At 70.2% G+C, this 21,275-nt stretch carries 21 protein-coding genes; 10 read left to right on the top strand and 11 right to left on the bottom strand.

Annotated features, from left to right (window positions below; all coding sequences use genetic code 11):
• Position 1 precedes the first annotated feature (1 nt).
• A complete protein-coding gene (gene deoC / locus OG758_RS21270) occupies positions 2 to 952 on the bottom strand; it encodes a deoxyribose-phosphate aldolase (RefSeq protein WP_116513451.1) in 951 nt (316 codons plus the stop codon).
• Between the two features lie 430 nt (positions 953 to 1,382).
• Between deoC and OG758_RS21265 the strand changes: the two genes are divergently transcribed.
• Positions 1,383 to 2,006, top strand: coding sequence for a PH domain-containing protein (locus OG758_RS21265; RefSeq protein WP_326711461.1), 624 nt, complete (start codon positions 1,383 to 1,385; stop codon positions 2,004 to 2,006).
• A gap of 58 nt (positions 2,007 to 2,064) precedes the next feature.
• Here OG758_RS21265 and OG758_RS21260 read toward each other — a convergent pair whose 3' ends face one another.
• From OG758_RS21260 to OG758_RS21250, 3 genes are all read right to left on the bottom strand, one after another.
• A complete protein-coding gene (locus OG758_RS21260) occupies positions 2,065 to 3,708 on the bottom strand; it encodes a phospho-sugar mutase (protein ID WP_326715982.1) in 1,644 nt (547 codons plus the stop codon).
• A gap of 39 nt (positions 3,709 to 3,747) precedes the next feature.
• Entirely contained in the window at positions 3,748 to 4,584 is an 837-nt protein-coding gene (locus OG758_RS21255; protein WP_326711460.1) for a purine-nucleoside phosphorylase, read from the bottom strand.
• Positions 4,585 to 4,676: 92 nt separating this feature from the next.
• Positions 4,677 to 5,114: a gamma-glutamylcyclotransferase gene (locus tag OG758_RS21250; RefSeq protein WP_116510652.1), complete on the bottom strand. Its 438-nt coding sequence runs from the start codon at positions 5,112 to 5,114 to the stop codon at positions 4,677 to 4,679.
• A 116-nt stretch (positions 5,115 to 5,230) separates the two neighbouring features.
• Here OG758_RS21250 and OG758_RS21245 point away from each other — a divergent pair, with 116 nt between their 5' ends.
• Positions 5,231 to 6,679 carry an NAD(P)H-quinone dehydrogenase gene (locus OG758_RS21245; RefSeq protein ID WP_266560809.1) on the top strand — a complete coding sequence of 483 codons (1,449 nt, stop codon included), beginning with the start codon at positions 5,231 to 5,233 and terminating at the stop codon, positions 6,677 to 6,679.
• A 182-nt stretch (positions 6,680 to 6,861) separates the two neighbouring features.
• The gene (locus OG758_RS21240; protein WP_326711459.1) at positions 6,862 to 7,827 is read left to right on the top strand and encodes a DeoR/GlpR family DNA-binding transcription regulator; all 966 of its coding nucleotides are present in this window, start codon (positions 6,862 to 6,864) and stop codon (positions 7,825 to 7,827) included.
• A 73-nt stretch (positions 7,828 to 7,900) separates the two neighbouring features.
• Here the strand turns inward: OG758_RS21240 and OG758_RS21235 are convergent, their stop codons facing one another.
• A complete protein-coding gene (locus OG758_RS21235) occupies positions 7,901 to 8,449 on the bottom strand; it encodes a TetR/AcrR family transcriptional regulator (RefSeq protein WP_199841831.1) in 549 nt (182 codons plus the stop codon).
• A gap of 203 nt (positions 8,450 to 8,652) precedes the next feature.
• Positions 8,653 to 10,407: an acetyl/propionyl/methylcrotonyl-CoA carboxylase subunit alpha gene (locus tag OG758_RS21230; protein WP_326711458.1), complete on the bottom strand. Its 1,755-nt coding sequence runs from the start codon at positions 10,405 to 10,407 to the stop codon at positions 8,653 to 8,655.
• Between the two features lie 355 nt (positions 10,408 to 10,762).
• On the opposite strand from OG758_RS21230, the gene OG758_RS21225 reads away from it, so the two are divergent.
• The gene (locus tag OG758_RS21225) at positions 10,763 to 11,236 is read left to right on the top strand and encodes a hypothetical protein (RefSeq protein WP_326711457.1); all 474 of its coding nucleotides are present in this window, start codon (positions 10,763 to 10,765) and stop codon (positions 11,234 to 11,236) included.
• 30 nt (positions 11,237 to 11,266) lie between these two features.
• Here the strand turns inward: OG758_RS21225 and OG758_RS21220 are convergent, their stop codons facing one another.
• From OG758_RS21220 to OG758_RS21205, 4 genes are all read right to left on the bottom strand, one after another.
• A complete protein-coding gene (locus tag OG758_RS21220) occupies positions 11,267 to 11,890 on the bottom strand; it encodes a Maf family protein (protein WP_326711456.1) in 624 nt (207 codons plus the stop codon).
• Positions 11,891 to 11,966: 76 nt separating this feature from the next.
• On the bottom strand, positions 11,967 to 12,095 hold the full coding sequence (gene mmpB / locus OG758_RS21215) for a morphogenic membrane protein MmpB (RefSeq protein ID WP_266673571.1): 129 nt from the start codon (positions 12,093 to 12,095) through the stop codon (positions 11,967 to 11,969).
• A gap of 79 nt (positions 12,096 to 12,174) precedes the next feature.
• The gene (locus OG758_RS21210) at positions 12,175 to 12,405 is read right to left on the bottom strand and encodes an acyl-CoA carboxylase epsilon subunit (protein WP_326711455.1); all 231 of its coding nucleotides are present in this window, start codon (positions 12,403 to 12,405) and stop codon (positions 12,175 to 12,177) included.
• 61 nt (positions 12,406 to 12,466) lie between these two features.
• Positions 12,467 to 14,074, bottom strand: a complete 1,608-nt coding sequence (locus tag OG758_RS21205; protein WP_326711454.1) for an acyl-CoA carboxylase subunit beta — start codon at positions 14,072 to 14,074, stop codon at positions 12,467 to 12,469.
• 184 nt (positions 14,075 to 14,258) lie between these two features.
• On the opposite strand from OG758_RS21205, the gene OG758_RS21200 reads away from it, so the two are divergent.
• From OG758_RS21200 to hutH, 5 genes are all read left to right on the top strand, one after another.
• A complete protein-coding gene (locus tag OG758_RS21200) occupies positions 14,259 to 15,140 on the top strand; it encodes a biotin--[acetyl-CoA-carboxylase] ligase (protein WP_326711453.1) in 882 nt (293 codons plus the stop codon).
• Between the two features lie 489 nt (positions 15,141 to 15,629).
• Complete coding sequence (locus tag OG758_RS21195) at positions 15,630 to 16,742, top strand: adenylate/guanylate cyclase domain-containing protein (RefSeq protein WP_266560788.1); 1,113 nt, start codon at positions 15,630 to 15,632, stop codon at positions 16,740 to 16,742.
• Positions 16,743 to 16,781: 39 nt separating this feature from the next.
• A complete protein-coding gene (locus OG758_RS21190; protein WP_326711452.1) occupies positions 16,782 to 17,573 on the top strand; it encodes an enoyl-CoA hydratase/isomerase family protein in 792 nt (263 codons plus the stop codon).
• 65 nt (positions 17,574 to 17,638) lie between these two features.
• Complete coding sequence (locus OG758_RS21185; RefSeq protein WP_326711451.1) at positions 17,639 to 18,790, top strand: GGDEF domain-containing protein; 1,152 nt, start codon at positions 17,639 to 17,641, stop codon at positions 18,788 to 18,790.
• Between the two features lie 64 nt (positions 18,791 to 18,854).
• Complete coding sequence (gene hutH / locus OG758_RS21180; RefSeq protein WP_326715981.1) at positions 18,855 to 20,393, top strand: histidine ammonia-lyase; 1,539 nt, start codon at positions 18,855 to 18,857, stop codon at positions 20,391 to 20,393.
• Between the two features lie 56 nt (positions 20,394 to 20,449).
• On the opposite strand, the gene OG758_RS21175 is transcribed toward hutH, so the two are convergent.
• Positions 20,450 to 20,734, bottom strand: a complete 285-nt coding sequence (locus tag OG758_RS21175; RefSeq protein WP_116513449.1) for a hypothetical protein — start codon at positions 20,732 to 20,734, stop codon at positions 20,450 to 20,452.
• Between the two features lie 109 nt (positions 20,735 to 20,843).
• On the opposite strand from OG758_RS21175, the gene OG758_RS21170 reads away from it, so the two are divergent.
• Positions 20,844 to 21,188, top strand: coding sequence for a hypothetical protein (locus OG758_RS21170; RefSeq protein ID WP_326711450.1), 345 nt, complete (start codon positions 20,844 to 20,846; stop codon positions 21,186 to 21,188).
• Positions 21,189 to 21,275 lie beyond the last annotated feature (87 nt).

Below are 21,275 nucleotides of genomic sequence, written 5' to 3'. Positions count from 1 at the left end.
GTCAGTCCACCGTGACGTAGTCGGGGCCGGAGTAGCGGCCGGTGCTCAGCTTCTGGCGCTGCATCAGCAGGTCGTTGAGCAGGCTCGAAGCGCCGAAGCGGAACCAGTGGTTGTCCAGCCAGTCGCTGCCCGCGGTCTCGTTGACCAGCACGAGGAACTTGATCGCGTCCTTGGTCGTACGGATGCCTCCGGCGGGCTTCACGCCTACCTGTACGCCCGTCTGGGCGCGGAAGTCACGCACCGCCTCCAGCATGAGCAGGGTGTTCGCCGGGGTGGCGTTCACCCCGACCTTGCCGGTCGACGTCTTGATGAAGTCCGCCCCGGCCATCATGCCCAGCCAGCTCGCACGCCGGATGTTGTCGTACGTCGACAGCTCGCCCGTCTCGAAGATGACCTTGAGGCGCGCGGCGCCCGAGGCCTCCTTCACGGCGACGATCTCCTCGTACACCTTCAGGTAGTGGCCCGCGAGGAACGCTCCGCGGTCGATGACCATGTCGATCTCGTCGGCTCCGGCGGCGACCGCCTCTCGGACGTCCCCGAGCTTCACCTCCAGGGCGGCGCGGCCCGCCGGGAAGGCGGTGGCCACGGAGGCGACCTTCACGTCGCTCCCGGCCACGGCCTCCTTGGCCGTCGCCACCATGTCCGGATAGACGCAGACGGCGGCTGTGCGCGGAGTCGTACGGTCGGTGGGGTCCGGGTGCACGGCCTTCGCGCCGAGCGCGCGGACCTTGCCGGCGGTGTCGGCGCCTTCGAGGGTCGTCAGGTCGATCATCGAGATCGCCAGGTCGATGGCGTACGCCTTGGCCGTGGTCTTGATCGACCGCGTGCCGAGGGACGCGGCGCGAGCCTCCAGGCCGACCGTGTCGACCCCGGGCAGCCCGTGAAGGAAGCGACGCAGTGAACGGTCCGAGGCGACCGCGTCGGCGAATGCGGGTGCGGGTGCAGTGGGCATGGTCACGAGGGGAGCATATCTACGCGCGTAGCTGCTGTACAGGGGGAGGGGTGAGTGGTGGGTCTCTGTGGTGGGTCCCGGTGGCGGCTCCTCGGGGGTGTTTTCCGGTGCGGCTGCTTGGGGGCGTTGTGTTTTCGGGTGCGGGCTCGGTGTGGGCCGCTGCGGTTCGTTTTTGGGTGCGGGGCCGCGGGGGCATGTACGTGCTCGCTGTTCTACGGGCGCATGTCAGCTGGCTGATTACCTGTACGTGGTGCTGGTGGCTCCGCGCGCACATGCCCCCGCGGCCCCTCCCGTCTCGTCGGCGTCTCGCGGCCGGTGGGACTCGCCGCCTTCCGGGCCGCGGCTGGTCGCCGGTGGGGCTTCCGGCGGCCTCTGTGGTTGTTCTCAGGCCGTAATCAACGTTCTTCCCGGCTTCAGGCATCATCGGGGTATGAAGACCCCGGACTCCCAGCCCTCCGTCACGGCACCCGTGGCGGCGGAGCGCGCCTACCGTTCTCCCGCCGGTATCGCGGGTGGCGTCCTGCTGCTCGTGATGGGGGCCTGGCTCGGTTTCGACGCCGTGGTCAACGGCGACGCCCGCACCGCCTGGCTGGCCGTCGCGGGGCTGCTTCTCGCCGTGCCGCTCGTCGTCGCGTTCACGATCCGGCCCGCGGTGTACGCGAATGAGGACCGGCTGCGCGTCCGTAATCCGTTCCGTGTGATCACCCTGCCCTGGGCGTGCGTCGCCGACCTGCGCGCCAGCTACTCCAGCGAGGTCTTCACCGAGGGTGGGGACAAGTACCAGCTCTGGGCCATCCCCGTCTCCATGCGCGCCCGCAAGAAGGCCAATCGGCGTACGGGTGGACGTAAGGACAGGGGGCTGAACGGGGCCGCCGATTTCGTGCCTCGTAAGGCCGCCGGCGATCAGTCGTTGGACGAGATTCGCGAGCTGGCCCGGGACCGCGCCGACAAGCCTTCCGCGCAGGGCGAGCCTTCGATCCGCTGGGCCTACGAGATCATCGCGCCCGCGGTTGCGGGAGCGGTTCTGATGGCCGTTCTGCTTGTGATCGGTTGAGTTCGGAGACGGGAAAGGCCGGGGTCGGTTTCGACCCCGGCCTTCTGCTTGCCCTTTTTCAGATGCCTGCCGCCGTCGACAGGTCCCGCTTGATCGCGTTCAGTACCCGTGTGCCCTCTGCTCGGGCCGAGGCGAGGTCCGAGTGCGCCTCTACCGGGATCACTGCCTCCAAGTAGCACTTGAGCTTGGGCTCCGTGCCGCTCGGGCGGACGATGACCCGGGCCCGGTACTCGCCGTCCAGCGTGTAGCGCAGGCCGTCCGTCGGCGGGAGCGTGGCCGTGCCTCGGGTGAGGTCCTCTGCCTGCGCCACCCGGAGGCCTGCCAGTTCGGTCGGCGGTTCTTCGCGGAGTGCGGCCATCGCCTTGGCGATGACCGTGAGGTCCTCCACCCGCACCGACAGCTGGTCCGTCGCGTGCAGGCCGTGGGCCACCGCCAGGTCGTCCAGCGCGTCGAGCAGGGTGCGGCCCTGTTCCTTGAGCGTCGACGCCAGTTCCGTGACCAGCAGCGCCGCCGTGATGCCGTCCTTGTCCCGTACGCCCTCGGGGTCCACGCAGTAGCCGAGCGCCTCCTCGTAGCCGTAGCGCAGGCCGTCCACCCGGGCGATCCACTTGAAGCCCGTCAGGGTCTCTTCGTAGGGGAGGCCGGCCTTTTCGGCGATCCGGCCCAGGAGCGAGGACGACACGATCGACTCCGCGAAAACGCCCCGTGCTCCGCGGGCCACCAGGTGGGCCGCCAGCAGCGCGCCCACCTCGTCGCCTCGCAGCATCCGCCAGTCCTCGTCGTCCTTCACAGCGACTGCGCAGCGGTCCGCGTCCGGGTCGTTCGCGATGATCAGATCGGGGTCCGCGGTCCGGGCTGCCGCGAAGGACAGGTCCATCGCGCCCGGTTCTTCCGGGTTCGGGAACGCCACCGTCGGGAAGTCCGGGTCCGGGTCCGCCTGCTCGGTCACGAGGACGGGCTCGGGGAAGCCCGCTCGTGCGAAGGCGGCGAGGAGGGTGTCCTTGCCGACGCCGTGCATCGCCGTGTAGACCGTGCGCGCCGTGCGGGGGGAGTCCGGGGCCAGGACTGCGTCCGTGCGGGCCAGGTAGGCCTCCAGGACGCCCTCGTCGAGGGTTTCCCAGCCGGAGTCCGGGCGGGGTACGTCGTGGAGGGTGCGGATCGCTGCGATCTCGGCCGCGATCTCGGCGTCCGCGGGCGGCACGATCTGCGAGCCGTCGCCGAGGTAGACCTTGTAGCCGTTGTCGCGGGGCGGGTTGTGGCTGGCCGTGACCTCCACGCCCGCGACCGCGCCCAGGTGCCGTATGGCGAAGGCGAGGACCGGGGTGGGCAGCGGGCGCGGCAGCACCGCGGCGCGCAGGCCGGCGCCCGTCATGACGGCCGCCGTGTCCCGCGCGAAGTCCGCCGACTTGTGGCGCGCGTCGTACCCGACGACGACGAGCCCGCCCGCCTCGCCCTTGCTCTTGAGATACGCGGCGAGGCCCGCCGCCGCGCGGATGACCACGGAGCGGTTCATCCGCATGGGGCCCGCGCCGAGCTCGCCGCGCAGACCCGCGGTGCCGAACTGGAGCGTGCCGGCGAAGCGCTCGGCGAGCGCCTTGGTGTCGGCGCTCTCGATGAGCTTCGCCAGCTCCTCGCGGGTCTCCGGGTCGGGGTCCTCGGCCAGCCAGGCCTCGGCCCTGGCGAGCAGTTCGGTGTCCTGCAAGGTCACGGTTCGTCCAGCCTCTCGCGTGTCTCTACGGGATCAGATGCGGCCCAGGACCTTGCCCAGGAGCTCGCCCATGCGGGTGGCGGAGTCGCGGCCGGCCTGGAGCACCTCTTCGTGGTTGAGGGGCTCGCCCGTCATGCCCGCCGCCAGGTTCGTGACGAGGGAGATGCCGAGCACCTCTGCGCCCGCCTCGCGGGCCGCGATGGCCTCGAGGACGGTCGACATGCCGACGAGGTCCGCGCCGATCGTGCGGGCCATGCGGATCTCGGCCGGGGTCTCGTAGTGCGGGCCGGGGAACTGCGCGTAGACGCCCTCCTCGAGGGAGGGGTCGATCTCCTTGCACAGGGTGCGCAGGCGCGGGGAGTACAGGTCGGTGAGGTCGACGAAGTTCGCGCCGACGATCGGCGACGTCGCCGTCAGGTTCAGGTGGTCGCTGATCAGGACCGGCTGACCGGGGCGCATGCCCTCGCGCAGACCGCCGCAGCCGTTGGTCAGGACGATGGTCTTGCAGCCCGCGGCGACGGCGGTACGGACGCCGTGCGCGACGGACGCGACACCGCGGCCCTCGTAGTAGTGCGTGCGCCCGAGGAAGACGAGGGTGCGCTTGTCACCGATCTTGTACGAGCGGATCTTTCCGCCGTGGCCCTCGACGGCCGGCGGCGGGAAACCGGGCAGCTCGGTGACGGGGAACTCGGCCTCGGGGGTGCCAAGGGCGTCCACGGCCGGTGCCCAGCCGGAGCCCATCACGAGGGCGACGTCGTGGGTGTCGGCGCCGGTGAGCTCGCGCAGGCGCGTGGCGGCGGCGTCGGCGGCGACTCGGGGATCGAATCCGGCGGCGCCCTGGATGTTGTCCGGAGTAACAGATGCGTTCACGCGATCGAGGGTAGCCGGTTCGGTCCTACGCGCGTAGATGACAGACCTCACGGGAATGGGATCGTTGTCTTGTCGTTTCCGACGAAGCCTGCTCAGCAGGGGCGCTTGCGCAGTTCCATCACGTAGTCGTGCGGGGCTCCGGCCGACTCCGCCGCGTCCGCCAGCTCGCCGAGATAGCGGGCCGAGGGGAACCCGCCCTCGTACCCGTTGAGCACGTACACCCAGGCGGGCTCCTCGCCTTCCAGCGTGTCCACGCGCACGCGCATGCGCCGGTAGATGTCGAGCCCCACGCCCTCCCAGCGGTCCATGGAGTCCTCGTCCATCGGCGCGATGTCGTACAGCGCGACGAAGACCTGCGAGCGGGGCGCCTCGACGAGGGTCGCGAGCGCGCCTTCCCAGCCCATGTGCTCGCCCCCGAACGTCAGCCGCCAGCCGCTGAGCCAGCCCGTCGCGCGCATCGGCGAGTGCGGTGCGCGGCGCGTCATCAGCCGCGCGTCGAGATTGCCGGCGTATGCGGCGTAGAGCGACATGTGGTCGAGGGTACGGCAGGTGTGGCCGGGGTCTCTCCTGTAACAGAAGCCGCTCCGACGTGGGACGCGCACGGACGGAGGCCCCCGGGGCGAAAGCACTTGAAGCGTGCGGGACAATGGAGTACGTGACTCGGATCGTGATCATCGGTGGCGGACCTGGCGGATATGAGGCGGCCCTCGTGGCTGCCCAGCTCGGCGCGGAGGTGACCGTCGTCGACTGCGACGGCCTGGGCGGGGCGTCGGTGCTCACCGACTGCGTCCCGTCCAAGACCCTGATCGCGACGGCCGAGGTGATGACCACCTTCGACTCGTCGTACGAGGAGCTGGGGATCATCGTCGCCGATGACACCCCGCACATCGACAGCCCCGCGCGGGTCGTCGGTGTGGACCTCGGCAAGGTCAACCGGCGTGTGAAGCGCCTCGCGCTCGCCCAGTCCCACGACATCACCGCGTCCGTCACCCGGGCCGGCGCCCGCGTGATGCGCGGCCGCGGCCGCCTGGAGGGCCAGCAGGCCGCCGACGGCTCCCGCAAGGTCGTCGTGCGCACCGCCGACGGCACCGAGGAGACCCTCACCGCCGACGCCGTCCTGATCGCCACCGGCGGTCACCCGCGCGAGGTGCCCGACGCCCAGCCCGACGGCGAGCGCATCCTCAACTGGACCCAGGTCTACGACCTCGACGAGCTCCCCGAAGAGCTCATCGTGGTCGGTTCCGGTGTCACCGGCGCCGAGTTCGCCGGCGCCTACCAGGCCCTCGGCTCCCGCGTCACACTCGTGTCCAGCCGCGACCGCGTCCTGCCCGGTGAGGACCCGGACGCCGCCGCCGTCCTGGAGGACGTCTTCCGGCGCCGCGGCATGAACGTCATGGCCCGCTCGCGCGCCCAGTCCGCCAAGCGCGTCGGCGACCGCGTCGAGGTCACCCTCTCCGACGGCCGCGTCATCTCCGGCACCCACTGCCTGATGGCCGTCGGCGCCATCCCGAACAGCAGCGGGATGGGCCTTGAGGAGGCCGGGGTCAGGCTCAAGGACTCCGGGCACATCTGGACCGACAAGGTCTCCAGGACCACCGCTCCCGGCGTGTACGCCGCCGGTGACGTGACCGGCGTCTTCGCGCTCGCCTCCGTGGCCGCCATGCAGGGCCGCATCGCCGTCTACCACTTCCTCGGCGACGCGGTGGCGCCGCTGAACCTCAAGACGGTCTCCTCGAACGTCTTCACCGACCCCGAGATCGCCACGGTCGGCTACACGCAGGCCGACGTCGACGCCGGGAAGATCGACGCCCGCGGGGTGAAGCTGCCGCTGCTGCGCAACCCGCGCGCCAAGATGCAGGGCATCCGCGACGGCTTCGTCAAGATCTTCTGCCGTCCCGGCACGGGCATCGTGGTGGGCGGAGTGGTCGTCGCCCCGCGCGCGAGCGAACTGATCCATCCCATCTCGATCGCGGTCGACAACAACCTGACGGTCGAGCAGATCGCGAAGGCGTTCACCGTGTACCCGTCACTTTCGGGCTCCATCGCCGAGGTGGCGCGTCAGTTGCACACGCGGAAGACGGCCGACGAAGCCTGACGGCCGCTATTTCGCCGGACACGATCAACTTCCCGCAGGTCACAGCCTGTTGCCGGCCGTGCGGCGGGCATAGGTGCGGGAGATAGGCGTCTATACCACTTCCTGTCGTTCCGTGCGAACAACTTCTGTTATTCGGCGCAAACTGCTGAAAGCAGACGGTCGTTGGGGTTACTGTCAGTTTCGTGTTCGCTGCAGAACGTCGTCAATTGATCCTCGAAATGGTGCGGGCCAATGGAGCGGTATCGCTCCGGGAGCTCGCCCGCGTCGTCCAGACCTCCGAAGTGACCGTACGGCGGGACGTGCGCGCACTGGAGGCAGAAGGACTCCTCGACCGCCGGCATGGCGGTGCGGTATTGCCGGGCGGATTCACGCGGGAGTCCGGCTTTCCGCAGAAATCACATCTCGCGACCGCAGAGAAGACGGCCATCGCCGATCTCGCCGCGGGCCTCGTCGAAGAAGGCGAAGCCATTGTGGTGGGGGCGGGTACGACCACGCAGGAGCTGGCACGCCGGCTCGCGCGGGTGCCCGGACTGACCGTCGTCACCAACTCCCTTCTGGTGGCGCAGGCGTTGGCCCATGCCAACAGGGTCGAGGTCGTCATGACGGGCGGCACTCTGCGCGGTTCCAACTACGCACTCGTGGGCAGCGGGGCCGAGCAGTCCCTCCAGGGACTCAGAGTCTCCCGCGCCTTCCTCTCCGGCAGTGGTCTGACCGCCGAACGCGGCCTCTCCACGTCCAACATGCTGTCGGCCTCCGTCGACCGCGCGCTGGTGCAGGCCGCCGCTGAGGTCGTCGTCCTCGCCGACCACTCCAAACTCGGCACCGACACGATGTTCCAGACGGTGCCGACCGATGTGATCACGCGCCTCGTGACGGACGAACCGCCCGCCCACGACGACCGCGCCGTCACCGAACTCCAGGCACTCGCCGACCAGGGGGTGCAGATCGCGATCGCCGGAGCCTCGGCGACCGGAACCGGGCCGGCGGGGGGAGATCCCGTCCCGACGCGGCAGACGCGCCGGGACGTACCTCTGCCGGGCCAGCGCCGCACCCAGCTCCCGGGCGGCCCCCAGCTGCGCAGCGCTTCCGCCCTCGACCAGGCACCCCCTGAGCGCGCGGTAAGGGTGGCCGACCTCCGCCGGCGCTGAGCAGCACTCCGGGCGGGGCCGAAGCCGGTGCGGAGCTTTCTCCGTACGGCTGCGGGTCGCCGTCGGACGGTCGCTAGCCCGCGGTGATGCCTCGCAGCGTCAGCCGGAGCAGACGATCCGCCAGTTCCGGGTCGTCCGGGGTCTCCTCCGCGGCCAGCGCGATCGCGTTGGTCAGCTGAAGCAGATCGCCGATCGACACGTCCGCGCGCACGGCACCCGCCCGCTGCGCCCTGGACAGCAGGGCCTGGCCCGCCTCGCGCATCGGCGTACTGCACCGCGACAGGGCCGAACTGGCGTCGTGCGACGCCGACATGAGGGCTCGTGAGAGCCCGCGGTACTCACCCGCATGAGTGATGATGTCGCGCAGCCATGCCACCAGTGCCGAGCATGGCTGCGGGTCCGCGAGCAGCGCCCGCGAGCGCGCCAGCAGATCGTTCACCGCGTCCTCGAAGACCGCGCTCATCAGCGCGTGCCGGTTCGGGAAGTGCCGGTAGAGCGTTCCGATGCCGACGCCCGCGCGCCGCGCCACGTCCTCCAGGGACGCGCCCGTGCCGTGCTCCGCGAACGCCGTACGCGCCTCGGCGAGCAGCCGCTCGTAGTTCCGGCGTGCGTCGGCCCGCATGGGGCGTACGGAAGAGGCCGGGCGGGGTCGGTCCGTCTGGTCCGTGCCGGTCGTCATCGGTCCTCCCTGGTCGTGCGCGCGTTCTCCAGGATGCCTGATCGCGCGGCAGCCGGACCACGGACCGAAACAACGCGAACGCCCGGTGGACCGTGTTCCGGTCCGCCGGGCGTTCGTGTCAGGCGCTCTGAGAGCAGATCAGGTGGTCAGTCCTTGATCTCGCAGATGGTGGCGCCGGAGGTGATGGAGGCGCCGATCTCGGTGTTGAGGCCCTTGATGATGCCGGTGCGGTGGGCGTTGAGGGGTTGTTCCATTTTCATGGCTTCGAGGACGACGACGAGGTCGCCTTCCTTGACTTCCTGGCCTTCCTCGACGGCGATCTTGACGATGGTGCCCTGCATGGGGGAGGCGAGGGTGTCGCCGGAGGCGGCGGGTCCGGACTTCTTCGCGGCGCGTCGTTTGGGCTTGGCGCCGGCGGCGAGGCCGGTGCGGGCCAGGGACATGCCGAGTGAGACGGGGAGGGACACCTCGAGGCGTTTGCCGCCGACCTCGACGACGACGGTCTCGCGGCCGGCTTCTTCGTCGGTGTCGGTGTCGGGGGTGGCGGCGAAGGGCTTGATCTCGTTGACGAACTCGGTCTCGATCCAGCGGGTGTGGATGGTGAACGGGTCGCTGGTGAAGGCGGGGTCGACGACGACGGCGCGGTGGAAGGGGATGGCGGTGGCCATGCCTTCGACGTCGAACTCGGCCAGGGCGCGGGCGGCGCGTTGCAGGGCCTGTTCGCGGGTGGCGCCGGTGACGATCAGTTTGGCGAGCAGGGAGTCCCAGGCGGGGCCGATGACGCTGCCGGTCTCGACGCCGGCGTCCAGGCGGATGCCGGGGCCGGTGGGGGGTGCGAAGCGGGTGACGGTGCCGGGGGCGGGCAGGAAGCCGCGGCCGGGGTCCTCGCCGTTGATGCGGAACTCGAAGGAGTGGCCGCGCAGGGTGGGGTCGTCGTAGCCGAGTGCTTCGCCGTCGGCGATGCGGAACATCTCGCGTACGAGGTCGATGCCGGCGACCTCTTCGGTGACGGGGTGTTCGACCTGGAGGCGGGTGTTGACCTCGAGGAAGGAGATGGTGCCGTCGAGGCCGACGAGGAACTCGACGGTGCCGGCGCCGACGTAGCCGGCTTCCTTGAGGATGGCTTTGGAGGCGGTGTAGAGCTGCTCGTTCTGCGCCGGCGTCAGGAAGGGGGCGGGGGCCTCTTCGACGAGTTTTTGGTGGCGGCGTTGCAGGGAGCAGTCGCGGGTGGAGACGACGACCACGTTGCCGTGGGTGTCGGCCAGGCACTGGGTCTCCACGTGGCGGGGCTTGTCGAGGTAGCGCTCGACGAAGCATTCGCCGCGGCCGAACGCTGCGACGGCTTCGCGTACGGCGGAGTCGTAGAGCTCGGGGATCTCTTCGAGGGTGCGGGCGACCTTGAGGCCGCGGCCGCCGCCGCCGAAGGCGGCCTTGATGGCGATGGGCAGGCCGTGTTCGCGGGCGAACTCGACGACCTCGTCGGATCCGGACACGGGGTCCGGGGTGCCGGCGACCAGCGGGGCGCCGGCGCGCTGGGCGATGTGCCGGGCGGCGACCTTGTCACCCAGGTCGCGGATGGCCTGCGGGGGCGGGCCGATCCAGATCAGTCCGGCGTCCAGGACGGCCTGGGCGAACTCCGCGTTCTCCGACAGGAATCCGTAGCCGGGGTGGATGGCGTCCGCGCCCGAGTCCTTGGCGGCCTGCAGCACCTTCGCCATGTCGAGATAGCTGGTGGCCGGGGTGTCACCGCCCAACGCGAACGCCTCGTCCGCCGCTCGGACATGCGAAGCGTCCCGGTCCGGTTCCGCGTAAACGGCAACGCTCGCGATACCGGCATCCCGGCACGCCCGGGCCACGCGGACAGCGATTTCGCCACGGTTGGCGATGAGCACCTTGCGCACGATGGCTCCCTCCTTGAAACAAGCCGAGTTTAGGGACTGCCGACACGGGCTTACGACCCGTCCCCATGAGTGAGCTTGCCCACACGGAGCGCTATTCGAGGCGCGCTCAAGTGGTGAATCCCCTTGTTGCGCCCGGGTACGCAGCCTTCCCTCTTGGAACCCTAGCCCGCCGATGTGGGCTAGGTCTCTGTGAGACGGTGCTGCGGCACTCCGGGATTCTTTGTGGAGTCCCTACGAATGGCCCAACGATTCTTTGCCTTGGGCAGAACCCTTGTCCCGAGGTTTACCCGTTAGTAGCGTTCGCGTTGTCTCGAACGTACTAGGGGTAACAGCAGTCGAAAGTGGGTGGGTTCCGGTGGCACGCAGACCGGTGGCGTGGGTGGCCGCGATCGTGCTCTTCGCGGAGGCGATCGGTATCGCCCTGCTCAACTGGTTCCTGGGGCTGGTCGTCGACCGCCAGGACATGTCCCTGGCCGGGCTCGACCCCCGCGCCATGTCCGTCTCCGCCTGGATAGCCGGCGCGCTCTTCGGGCTCTATCTCGCGCTGTGCGCGATCGTCCTCGTGCGCGTAGCCGTGCGCGACCGCGGGCCGGCCGGCTTCGGCCGCATCCTGCTGATCAGCGCAGCCGTCGTGCACGGGCTGCTCGGGGCGTTCAGCGTCGGCCTGGTCGGCTGGCTCGCGTTCGTCTTCATGATGGTCGTGCTCGGGCTCATCGTGCTCACGCTGGTCGCCTACGACAGGAAGGAGCAGGCGGACGGAACGGAAGCGGGTGCGGGTGACGCCCCCGCGGGACCGGCCGAGGGGGGCGGGGCGCCCCAGCCCGCCTGATCGGCCCGGTCCGGGTGAGGCGAGCTGCGTTCAGTCCGCCCACAAGTCCGTGATGTTCACGCCCAGTTGGGCCAGCAGGCGGCGCAGCAGCGGCATCGACAGGCCGATCACGTTCCCGTGGTCGCCGTCGATGCCGTCGATGAACGGTGCCGAGCGGCCGTCCAGCGTGAACGCGCCCGCCACGTGGAGCGGCTCGCCCGACGCCACGTACGCGGCGATCTCCGCGTCGCTCGGCTCGCCGAACCGGACCACCGTCGAGGCCGTCGCCGACGCGTAGCGGTTCGTCTCCGTGTCGTACACGCAGTGGCCCGTCTGCAGGGTGCCCGCGCGGCCCCGCATCGACTTCCAGCGCGCCGTCGCCTCCTCGGCGTCCGCCGGCTTGCCGAGCGCCCGGCCGTCGATGTCCAGGACCGAGTCGCAGCCGATCACGAGCGCGCCGTGCACCTCAGGCTTCGCCGAGACCACGGACGCCTTCGCCTCCGCCAGCGCCAGGGCCAGTTCGGCCGGGGTGGGGGCGGACACGGCATCCTCGTCGACTCCGCTGACCAGCACCTCGGGGGCGAGGCCCGCCTGGCGCAACAGGGCCAGCCTGGCCGGGGACTGGGAGGCGAGGACAAGGCGGCGGCGCGGGGTGCTCGCGTGGGGATCACTCATGCGCTCAGGGTTCCACATGTGGGTCGCTGGGGGTGCCTCGTCGTGGAGGGTGCGGTGTTGGGGGGTGGGGATCGGTTCAGACGATTCCCAGAACCAGCATCGCTATCACCATCGCCACCGCGAGCACGACGCCCGCTCGGCGGAGCATCGCCTGGGTTTCGCGCAGCTCCTCGGGGGGCTCGTTCTCGGGGTCTGACCACAGCATGGATTCGATACTGCTGCCCCGGTACGCGGTGCGCCTGAGTACGCGTACTCAGGCGCACCCCCACGTAGGGACCAGGGCCCTAGACAGGCCAGTACGTGCGCGCCCAGCTCGTGGGGCCCGGGGCCGGGCGGCGCGCCTGCGCCACCCTTGCCGGGTCGGCCCATGCGTCGCGGGTGCCTGCCGCGCCGGGCGGGGTGTCTGCCGCGCCGGGCGGGGTGGTGGCCGCCGCCGCGGCGCGGGCCTGGACCACCGCCAGTGCGGCGGCCAGCTCCTCGGGGGTGGGGTTGCCCCGTACGACCTTGATCATCATCGGTCGGGTCCTTTCGGGCGGCTCTTTCGGCGGTTCGTATCCGGCGGTTTCGGTCCTGGGGCTAGAGCGGGATGTTGCCGTGCTTCTTGGGCGGGAGGCTTTCGCGTTTGGTGCGGAGCTGGCGCAGGCCGCGGACGATGTGGGCGCGGGTGTCGGAGGGCATGATGACGGCGTCGATGTAGCCGCGTTCGGCGGCGGTGTAGGGGTTGAGGAGGGTGTCCTCGTACTCCTGGATGAGGCGGGTGCGGGTGGCTTCCTGCTCGGTTTCGGGGGCGGCGGCGATGGTGCGGCGGTGCAGGATGTTGACGGCTCCCTGGGCGCCCATGACGGCGATCTGGGAGGTGGGCCAGGCGAGGTTGAGGTCGGCGCCGAGGTGCTTGGAGCCCATTACGTCGTAGGCGCCGCCGAACGCCTTGCGGGTGATGACCGTGATCAGCGGGACGGTGGCTTCGGCGTAGGCGTAGATCAGTTTGGCGCCGCGGCGGATGATGCCGGTGTGTTCCTGGTCGACGCCCGGCAGGAAGCCGGGCACGTCGACGAAGGTGAGGACGGGGACGTTGAAGGCGTCGCAGGTCCGCACGAAGCGGGCGGCCTTCTCGGAGGCGTCGATGTCGAGGCAGCCGGCGAACTGCATGGGCTGGTTCGCGACGATGCCGACCGGGCGGCCCTCGACGCGGCCGAAGCCGGTGAGGATGTTCGGCGCGAACAGCGGCTGCGTCTCGAAGAACTCCATGTCGTCCAGGACGTGCTCGATCACGGTGTGCATGTCGTAGGGCTGGTTCGCGCTGTCCGGGACGAGGGTGTCGAGCTCGTCGTCCTCCGTGGTGCGGGCCAGGTCCGCCTCCTCGGGGAAGGCGGGGGGCTCGGACAGGTTGTTCGAGGGGAGGTAGGACAGGAGCGTCTTGACGTATTCGATGGCGTCTTTTTCGTCGCCGGCCATGTGGTGCGCGACGCCGGAGCTGGTGTTGTGGGTGCGGGCGCCGCCGAGTTCTTCGAAGCCGACGTCCTCGCCGGTGACGGTCTTGATGACGTCGGGGCCGGTGATGAACATGTGGGAGGTCTGGTCGACCATGATCGTGAAGTCGGTGATGGCGGGGGAGTAGACCGCGCCGCCCGCGCAGGGGCCGACCACGAGGCTGATCTGGGGGATGACGCCGGAGGCGTGGGTGTTGCGGCGGAAGATCTCGCCGTACATGCCGAGCGCCATGACGCCTTCCTGGATGCGGGCGCCGCCGGAGTCGTTGATGCCGATGACGGGGCACCCGGTCTTGAGGGCGAAGTCCATCACCTTGATGATTTTCTGGCCGTAGACCTCGCCGAGGGCTCCGCCGAAGACGGTGAAGTCCTGGGAGAAGACGGCTACCGGGCGTCCTTCGACGGTGCCGTAGCCGGTGACCACTCCGTCGCCGTAGGGCTTGTTGTCCTGGAGGCCGAAGGCGGTGGAGCGGTGGCGGGCGAATTCGTCGAGTTCTACGAACGAGCTGTCGTCCAGGAGCAGTTCGATGCGTTCACGGGCCGTCAGTTTGCCCTTCGCGTGCTGCTTCTCCACCGCGCGTGCGGAGCCGGCGTGCGTGGCCTCGTCGATCCGGCGCTGCAGGTCCGCGAGCTTCCCCGCGGTCGTGTGGATGTCGATGGCGCTGGACACGTTGGGCTCTTCCGGAACGGACATCGGGATGCGGCTCCCTGGCTGCTCAATGGGGACGTGAGGACGGGACGGGGCGATGTGGCGCGGCGGTGCGGTGTCGCGGGGTTCGGGGCTGGTTGAGGCCTCGCCCCCATTGCTACTGGCTCGTAGCGTAGTGGCGTGGATACCGTTCGGCAGTGCGGCGTTTACCACACCTAGGGTGGGTTGCATGACGCCCCGAAATGCTTCAGACGATCCTTCCGACGCGAACGACGGTCAGCAGTGGTCGGACCTGGACCGGCCCCCGCTGAACGCTGCTGCCCTGCGGCGCGCCCTCGTGCGCGGAGGGCTTTGGTCCTCCGTCGACGTTGTTCCCGCCACCGGGTCCACCAACTCCGATCTCGTTGCCCTCGCCTTGAGCGGCAAGGCCGAGGAAGGGGCCGTCCTGGTCGCCGAGTCGCAGAGCGCCGGGCGCGGGCGGCTCGACCGGCAGTGGACCGCTCCTGCGCGGTCCGGGCTCTTCTTCTCCGTCTTCCTCAAGCCCGGCGCCGAAGTGCCCGTGGAGCGGTGGGGGTGGCTGCCCCTGCTCACCGGGGTGGCCGTCGCCACGGGGCTCGCGCGGGCCGCAGGGGTCGACACCGCCCTCAAGTGGCCCAACGACCTGCTGGTGAATGTGGGCGGCGAGGAGCGCAAGGCCGGGGGCATCCTCGCCGAACGCGCCGGAGACGGGGTGGTCGTCGGGATCGGGCTCAACGTTTCGCTGCGCGCCGACGAGCTGCCCGTGCCGGGGGCCGGGTCGCTCGCCCTGGCCGGGGCTGTCTCCACTGACCGGGATCCGCTGCTGCGGGCCGTTCTCCGGTCGCTGGAGGAGCGGTTCGTCGGGTGGCGGGCCGCGGGTGGGGATCCTGCGGTGTCGCGGCTTCAGGAGACCTATGCGGCGGGGTGCGCAACGCTCGGGCGCAATGTGCGGGCCGAGCTTCCTGGGGGGATGGAGCTTGTGGGGGAGGCGGTTGCCGTGGACGGGGACGGGCGGCTGGTCATCGCCTCTGAGGACGGGGTGCAGCAGCCTGTGGGGGCGGGGGACATCGTTCATCTGCGTGCGGGGGGCTGACGGGGTTCCGGTGCCGGTCGGGGGCAGCGCCGGGGTTCGTTTTCGGGTGCGCCGTTGTCGGCCTGGGCCTTCTTTCGGGTGTGCCGCCGTTGCGTCAGGTCTTCTTTCGGGTGCGGGGCCGCGGGGGCATGTACGTGCTCGCTGTTCTACGGGCGCACGTCGGCCAGCTCATGACCTGTACGTGGTGCTGGTGGCTCCGCGCGCACATGCCCCCGCGGCCCCTCCCGTCTCGTCGGCGTCTCGCGGCCGGTGGGACTCGCTGCCTTCCGGGCCGCGTCTCGTACGCCGCCGGTCGTTCGGCGGGGCTGCCCCTCCCCGGCGCCCGGCCTTGTTTCGTCCGTGGATGGTCGACGGTGGGCTTTTCGTTTCGGGTTGTACTTGGCTGGGGGCTCGGGACTCGTGTGTGCTGGGGGAGTGAGCTGCGGCACACCTGCCGTAAAGTTGAGGCCGGTCGATACCTGACCGTGGCAGATCGGAAGGGCAGCAGGCGTGACCGTCGACGACTCGGGCTCCGGCGCGGGCACCCCAACCGACATCGGGTCTGTCGAGGAAGGTGCCGGCGGTGAGGACCCGCTTGCCCTCCGTCTCGAGCAGCTCATTCTTGGCGCGGAGCGGCGCTATACGCCTTTCCAGGCCGCGCGCAGCGCCGGTGTTTCCATGGAGCTCGCCTCCCGGTTCTGGCGGGCCATGGGGTTCGCCGACATCGGGCAGGCCAAGGCGCTGACCGAGGCCGATGTGCTCGCCCTGCGGCGGCTTGCCGGTCTTGTCGAGGCCGGGCTGCTCAGCGAGGCCATGGCCGTGCAGGTCGCCCGGTCCACGGGCCAGACCACCGCCCGGCTTGCCGAGTGGCAGATCGATTCCTTCTTGGAAGGGCTCACCGAGCCTCCCGAGCCTGGGATGACCCGTACCGAAGTCACGTATCCCCTGATGGAGCTGCTCCTGCCCGAGCTGGAGGAGTTTCTCGTCTATGTGTGGCGGCGGCAGTTGGCCGCGGCCACGGGACGTGTGGTGCAGGCCGCCGATGACGAGGAGATGGTGGACCGGCGGCTTGCCGTTGGGTTTGCCGACCTCGTCGGCTTTACGCGGCTTACCCGGCGTATGGAGGAAGAGGAGCTCGGGGAGCTCGTCGAGGCCTTCGAGACCACTGCCGCCGATCTCGTGGCCGCCAACGGCGGGCGGTTGATCAAGACCCTGGGTGACGAGGTGCTGTACGCCGCCGATGACTCGGGGGTCGCGGCCGAGATCGCCCTGCGGCTCATCGAGACCATGGCCAATGACGAGACCATGCCCGAGGTGCGGGTGGGGATGGCCTTCGGGACCGTCACGACCCGCATGGGCGATGTCTTCGGGACCACCGTGAATCTCGCCAGCCGGCTCACGTCGATAGCTCCCCGGGATGCCGTGCTCGTCGATGGCGCGTTTGCCGAGGAGCTGCAGCGGGCCGGTGAGGCGCCCGCTTCCGAGGCCGAGGCCGCCGCTCTCGCCGAGAAGGAGGGCGAGGACGCTCCCTCGTACCGCTTTGCCCTTCAGCCCATGTGGCAGCGGCCCGTGCGTGGGCTCGGTGTCGTCGAGCCCTGGCTTCTGACGCGGCGGCCGCTCTAGGATTCTGCCGTTGTTAACTGTCGTTAACCGGGAGGGTCTGTGAGCGAGCGGTTCGGAGAGTTCGTCGAGGTGCGGCGGCACGGCTTTGTCGCCGAGCTCGTTCTCGATCGGCCCAAGGCCATGAACGCCGTGTCCAGCGCCATGGCAGTGAGTGTCGGGGAGGCCTGCGCCTCTCTCTCGCTTGATGCTGGTGCTCGGGTTGTTGTTGTTTCTTCTTCTGCCTCTCGTGCTTTTTGCGTGGGGGCCGACCTCAAGGAGCGGAACTCCTTTTCCGATGCCGAGCTCCTTCGGCAGCGGCCTGTGACTCGGGGGGCCTACGGGGGCGTGCTCGAGCTTCCTATGCCTGTCATCGCCGCTGTGCACGGGTTCGCCCTCGGTGGCGGGTTCGAGCTTGCTCTCGCCTGCGATCTCATCGTGGCCGACGAGACCGCTGTCGTGGGGCTGCCCGAGGTGTCCGTGGGCGTGATTCCCGGTGGCGGCGGTACGCAGTTGCTGCCCCGGCGTGTGGGGGCTGCGAGAGCTGCTGAGCTGATCTTCTCCGCGCGGCGTGTTGAGGCCCGTGAGGCCCTGGAGATGGGGCTTGTCGATCAGGTGGTGGGGGTGGGTGGTGACCGTGAGGCTGCGCTTGAGCTGGCGGGGCGCATTGCCGCCAATTCCCCGGTGGGGCTTCGGGCCGCCAAGCGTGCTCTGAGGGTGGGGTACGGGCTCGATCTGCGGGCCGGGCTCGAGGTCGAGGACGCTGCCTGGCGGTCCGTCGCCTTCTCCGGCGACCGGGCGGAGGGTGTCGCCGCCTTCAATGAGAAGCGGGCCCCTCAGTGGCCCGGTGAATGACTATTCCTGGCCTCGTATGGGTCTTGAATGTATCGAATTGGGCTTTTCTTTCCTAATCTTGGCCTATGGCAGAGGAAGTCCGGTTGCGGGCCGTGGTCGCGATGGCGCAGGGGATGGCCGCGGCGCAGTCTCCGCGTGAGTCCTGGCGGGCCGCCGCCCTCGGTGCCTGTCGCGCCCTGTCCGGCAGCTTCGCGGCGCTGTCCGTGTGGGAGCGGGAGCGCGGGCGGCTGCGCGTCCTGGTGAACGTGGGGGAGCGCGCCGAGGGTGAGGTCGAGTTCCCCGAGGACGAGGCTTATCCCGTTCACCAGTTCCCCGAGATCACCGAGTTCCTGCACGAGCAGTGGGTGGGCGGGGGCGCTCCGCGCGCCTGGGTCGAGACCGCCGCCGGGACCGTGGAAGGCGGCGGCTACTGCCATCAGCGTGTCGCCGCCCTGCGCCGGCGCGGGCGCGGTTGCTGTGTCGTCGCGCCGATCGTGCTCCATGGGCGCGCCTGGGGCGAGTTGTACGTCGCCCGGCCCGAGGGCGCCGAGGTCTTCGGCGCGCAGGATGCCGCCTTCGCCACCGTGCTTGCCTCTGTTGCCGCCGCGGGCATTGCTCAGACCGAGCGGCTCGAGGAGGCGCGGCGGCTCGCCTTCACCGACGCTCTGACCGGGCTCGCGAACCGGCGTGCCGTCGATATGCGCCTGGACGAGGCCATCGAGCGGCATCGCGTCGGGGGCGATGTCGTTTCTCTTGTCGTTTGTGATCTGAACGGGCTCAAACGCGTCAACGACTCGTTGGGGCACGCGGTCGGGGACCGGTTGCTGGAGCGGTTCGGGTCCGTTCTCTCGTTGTGCGGCGCGATGTTGCCGGGGGCTCTGGCCGCGCGGCTGGGGGGTGACGAGTTCTGTCTTGTGGCGGTGGGGCCCGACGCCGATGACGTGCTGCGGGCGGGCGAGGAACTGTGTTTGCGCGCCTCCGAGTTGGAGCTGGGGGACGGGGTCGCCTGTGGGATCGCCTCTACCGGTGACCCGATCGGCGAGGTGCTCAGTGCGCGGCGGCTCTTCCGGCTTGCCGACGCCGCCCAGTACCGGGCCAAGGCGCTGCGGGCCGTGAAACCCGTTGTCGCCGGGAGGGGTGGGCCCGACGATCCCGTCGTGCGTCTTGCCGACTCGCCACCGCCCGCCGTCGGCGACAGCGAGCGGCGCCGGCTCCGGGGGCGGGACGTGGGGGCGTAAGGGGTCCATCCCGGACTCGGTCGTGACATTGGGCTCTTCACCTCGTACGCTCCTGAATATGGATATGCACACTGTGGTGGTGGGGACGTCCGGCGTCAGTGCGGCGGATGTCGTCGCCGTGGCGCGGGCGAATGCCCGGATCGAGCTCTCCGAAGAGGCGGTGGCCGCGCTTGCCTCGGCCCGCGCGATCGTGGACGCGCTGGCCGCGAAGCCCGAGCCCGTGTACGGGGTCTCGACCGGGTTCGGCGCGCTCGCCACCCGGCACATCAGCCAGGAGCTGCGGGCTCAGCTGCAGCGGAACATCGTCCGCTCGCATGCGGCGGGAATGGGACCGCGCGTCGAGCGGGAAGTCGTGCGGGCGCTCATGTTCCTGCGGCTGAAGACCGTCTGCTCCGGGCACACCGGTGTGCGGCCCGAGGTCGCCCAGACCATGGCCGACGTGCTCAATGCCGGGATCACCCCCGTCGTGCACGAGTACGGGTCCCTCGGGTGCTCCGGCGACCTCGCGCCGCTCAGCCACTGCGCCCTGACGCTGATGGGCGAAGGCGACGCCGAAGGGCCCGACGGCGTCGTGGCTCCCGCCGGCGAGCTGCTCGCCGCCCACGGCATCGCACCCGTCGAGCTACGCGAGAAGGAGGGCCTCGCCCTCCTGAACGGCACCGACGGCATGCTCGGCATGCTCGTCATGGCGCTCGCCGACCTCGAGAACCTGTACAAGTCCGCCGACATCACTGCCGCCTTGTCGCTCGAGGCGCTCCTCGGCACCGAGAAGGTCCTCGCGCCCGAGCTGCACGCCATCCGGCCGCATCCCGGCCAGGGCGCCAGCGCCGCCAACATGCTGGCCGTGCTGAAGGGTTCGGAGCTCACCGGGCACCACCAGGACGACGCGCCGCGCGTGCAGGACGCGTACTCCGTGCGCTGCGCCCCGCAGGTCGCCGGGGCCGGGCGGGACACCATGGCCCACGCGCGGCTCGTCGCCGAGCGCGAGCTGGCGTCCGCCGTGGACAACCCCGTCGTGCTGCCCGACGGGCGTGTGGAGTCGAACGGCAACTTCCATGGCGCGCCCGTGGCTTACGTGCTCGACTTCCTCGCCATCGCCGCCGCCGACCTCGGGTCCATCGCCGAGCGGCGCACCGACCGCCTGCTCGACAAGAACCGGTCCCACGGGCTGCCGCCGTTCCTCGCCGACGACGCGGGCGTCGACTCCGGCCTGATGATCGCCCAGTACACGCAGGCCGCCCTGGTCAGCGAGATGAAGCGGCTCGCCGTGCCCGCCTCCGCGGACTCCATCCCGTCCTCCGCCATGCAGGAGGACCACGTGTCCATGGGCTGGTCCGCCGCCCGCAAGCTGCGTACCGCGATCGACAACCTGACGCGGATCGTCGCCGTCGAGCTGTACGCGGCCACGCGCGGCATCGAGCTGCGGGAGGGCCTCACGCCCGCTCCCGCCTCGCGCGCCGTGATCGATGCCGTACGGGCCGCGGGAGTTCAGGGTCCCGGCCCCGACCGGTTCCTCGCGCCCGACCTCGCGGCCGCCGACGCCTTCGTGCGCGGCGGGCACCTCGTCGCGGCCGTGGAGCCCGTCACGGGGCCGCTGGCCTAGGGGTTACGGAACCAAGGGCGGGCCGCACCCTCGGGGTGCGGCCCGCCCTTCGTTGCTCAGAAGGCCGACTCGCGGCTCTTCCTGGCCGAGTACGTCAGGAAGCCCGCGCCGATCCCGAGGAACGCCGAGCCGCCGATCACGTACGGCGTCGTGTCGACCGTTCCCGTGTCGGCCAGGCGCAGTTGGTCCTCGGACTGCGCGTGTACCGCTGTCGCGGTCTGCTGCTGATCTGCCTCCGCCGTCTTCTCGGGCGTCGCGGTGGCGGACGGAACGAACCACAGAGCAGCCAGGAGTGTCCCGGCTGCAGTGGCGGTGAGCAGCGATCGTCGTGCGACGGACACGGAATCGATCCCCCTTGTGGAGCTGGCGAATTGGCCGTGTGAGGCGATGTTAGTGAAAGGTGCGGGTCACAGGAAAGTCGCGGGTGGGGTGAGGCATACGCTCCGTCGTATGAGCACCTCTGAGACATCACGATTTGTTCGGCTCCGCGTGGAATTGGTCCTGGAGATCGAGGACTCCGCCGCCATCACCGGGGCCGCGTTGCAGCGCATCGCCGAGGACGACGACATGGCGGGCGACGAGCGGGCCCACGTCGAGGCCGCCGTCAACGAGGACGAGGCGGAGGCACTCGCCTATCTCGTCGACCCGTTCGACCTGGTCGGCGAGGTGCCCGGGGCGGACCTCGTGCAGGCCTCCTGGTCCAGCGAGCAGGTCGACTACGATCCCGATTCGCCCGACTGGGACCTCGACGTGGATGATGACGAATCCGGCGACGCTCTCGACGCGGACGACTAGGGCCGGATGCGGGGCCGGGTCGGACCGCGCGGACTCGTGGACTCGGGACCCCGGGTGGCAACCGCCGGCCGGGGTTTCCTCGTCCCA

It is taken from the genome of Streptomyces sp. NBC_01474, assembly GCF_035918215.1.
In the GTDB taxonomy this organism is placed as follows: Bacteria; Actinomycetota; Actinomycetes; order Streptomycetales; family Streptomycetaceae; genus Streptomyces; species Streptomyces aureus.
Note: the sequence above shows the minus strand (reverse complement) of the source record. Positions and strands in the feature narration are given on the sequence as shown.

What these genes read in the sequence shown, in the direction of transcription:
- OG758_RS21205 (WP_326711454.1), bottom strand. Translation starts at nt 14,074, where the DNA reads ATGTCCGTTCCGGAAGAGCCCAACGTGTCCAGCGCCATCGACATCCAC.
- OG758_RS21200 (WP_326711453.1), top strand. Translation starts at nt 14,259, where the DNA reads ATGACGCCCCGAAATGCTTCAGACGATCCTTCCGACGCGAACGACGGT.
- mmpB (WP_266673571.1), bottom strand. Translation starts at nt 12,095, where the DNA reads ATGCTGTGGTCAGACCCCGAGAACGAGCCCCCCGAGGAGCTGCGCGAA.
- OG758_RS21185 (WP_326711451.1), top strand. Translation starts at nt 17,639, where the DNA reads ATGGCAGAGGAAGTCCGGTTGCGGGCCGTGGTCGCGATGGCGCAGGGG.
- deoC (WP_116513451.1), bottom strand. Translation starts at nt 952, where the DNA reads ATGCCCACTGCACCCGCACCCGCATTCGCCGACGCGGTCGCCTCGGAC.
- OG758_RS21250 (WP_116510652.1), bottom strand. Translation starts at nt 5,114, where the DNA reads ATGTCGCTCTACGCCGCATACGCCGGCAATCTCGACGCGCGGCTGATG.
- OG758_RS21210 (WP_326711455.1), bottom strand. Translation starts at nt 12,405, where the DNA reads ATGATGATCAAGGTCGTACGGGGCAACCCCACCCCCGAGGAGCTGGCC.
- hutH (WP_326715981.1), top strand. Translation starts at nt 18,855, where the DNA reads ATGCACACTGTGGTGGTGGGGACGTCCGGCGTCAGTGCGGCGGATGTC.
- OG758_RS21170 (WP_326711450.1), top strand. Translation starts at nt 20,844, where the DNA reads ATGAGCACCTCTGAGACATCACGATTTGTTCGGCTCCGCGTGGAATTG.
- OG758_RS21220 (WP_326711456.1), bottom strand. Translation starts at nt 11,890, where the DNA reads ATGAGTGATCCCCACGCGAGCACCCCGCGCCGCCGCCTTGTCCTCGCC.
- OG758_RS21235 (WP_199841831.1), bottom strand. Translation starts at nt 8,449, where the DNA reads ATGCGGGCCGACGCACGCCGGAACTACGAGCGGCTGCTCGCCGAGGCG.
- OG758_RS21245 (WP_266560809.1), top strand. Translation starts at nt 5,231, where the DNA reads ATGGAGTACGTGACTCGGATCGTGATCATCGGTGGCGGACCTGGCGGA.
- OG758_RS21265 (WP_326711461.1), top strand. Translation starts at nt 1,383, where the DNA reads ATGAAGACCCCGGACTCCCAGCCCTCCGTCACGGCACCCGTGGCGGCG.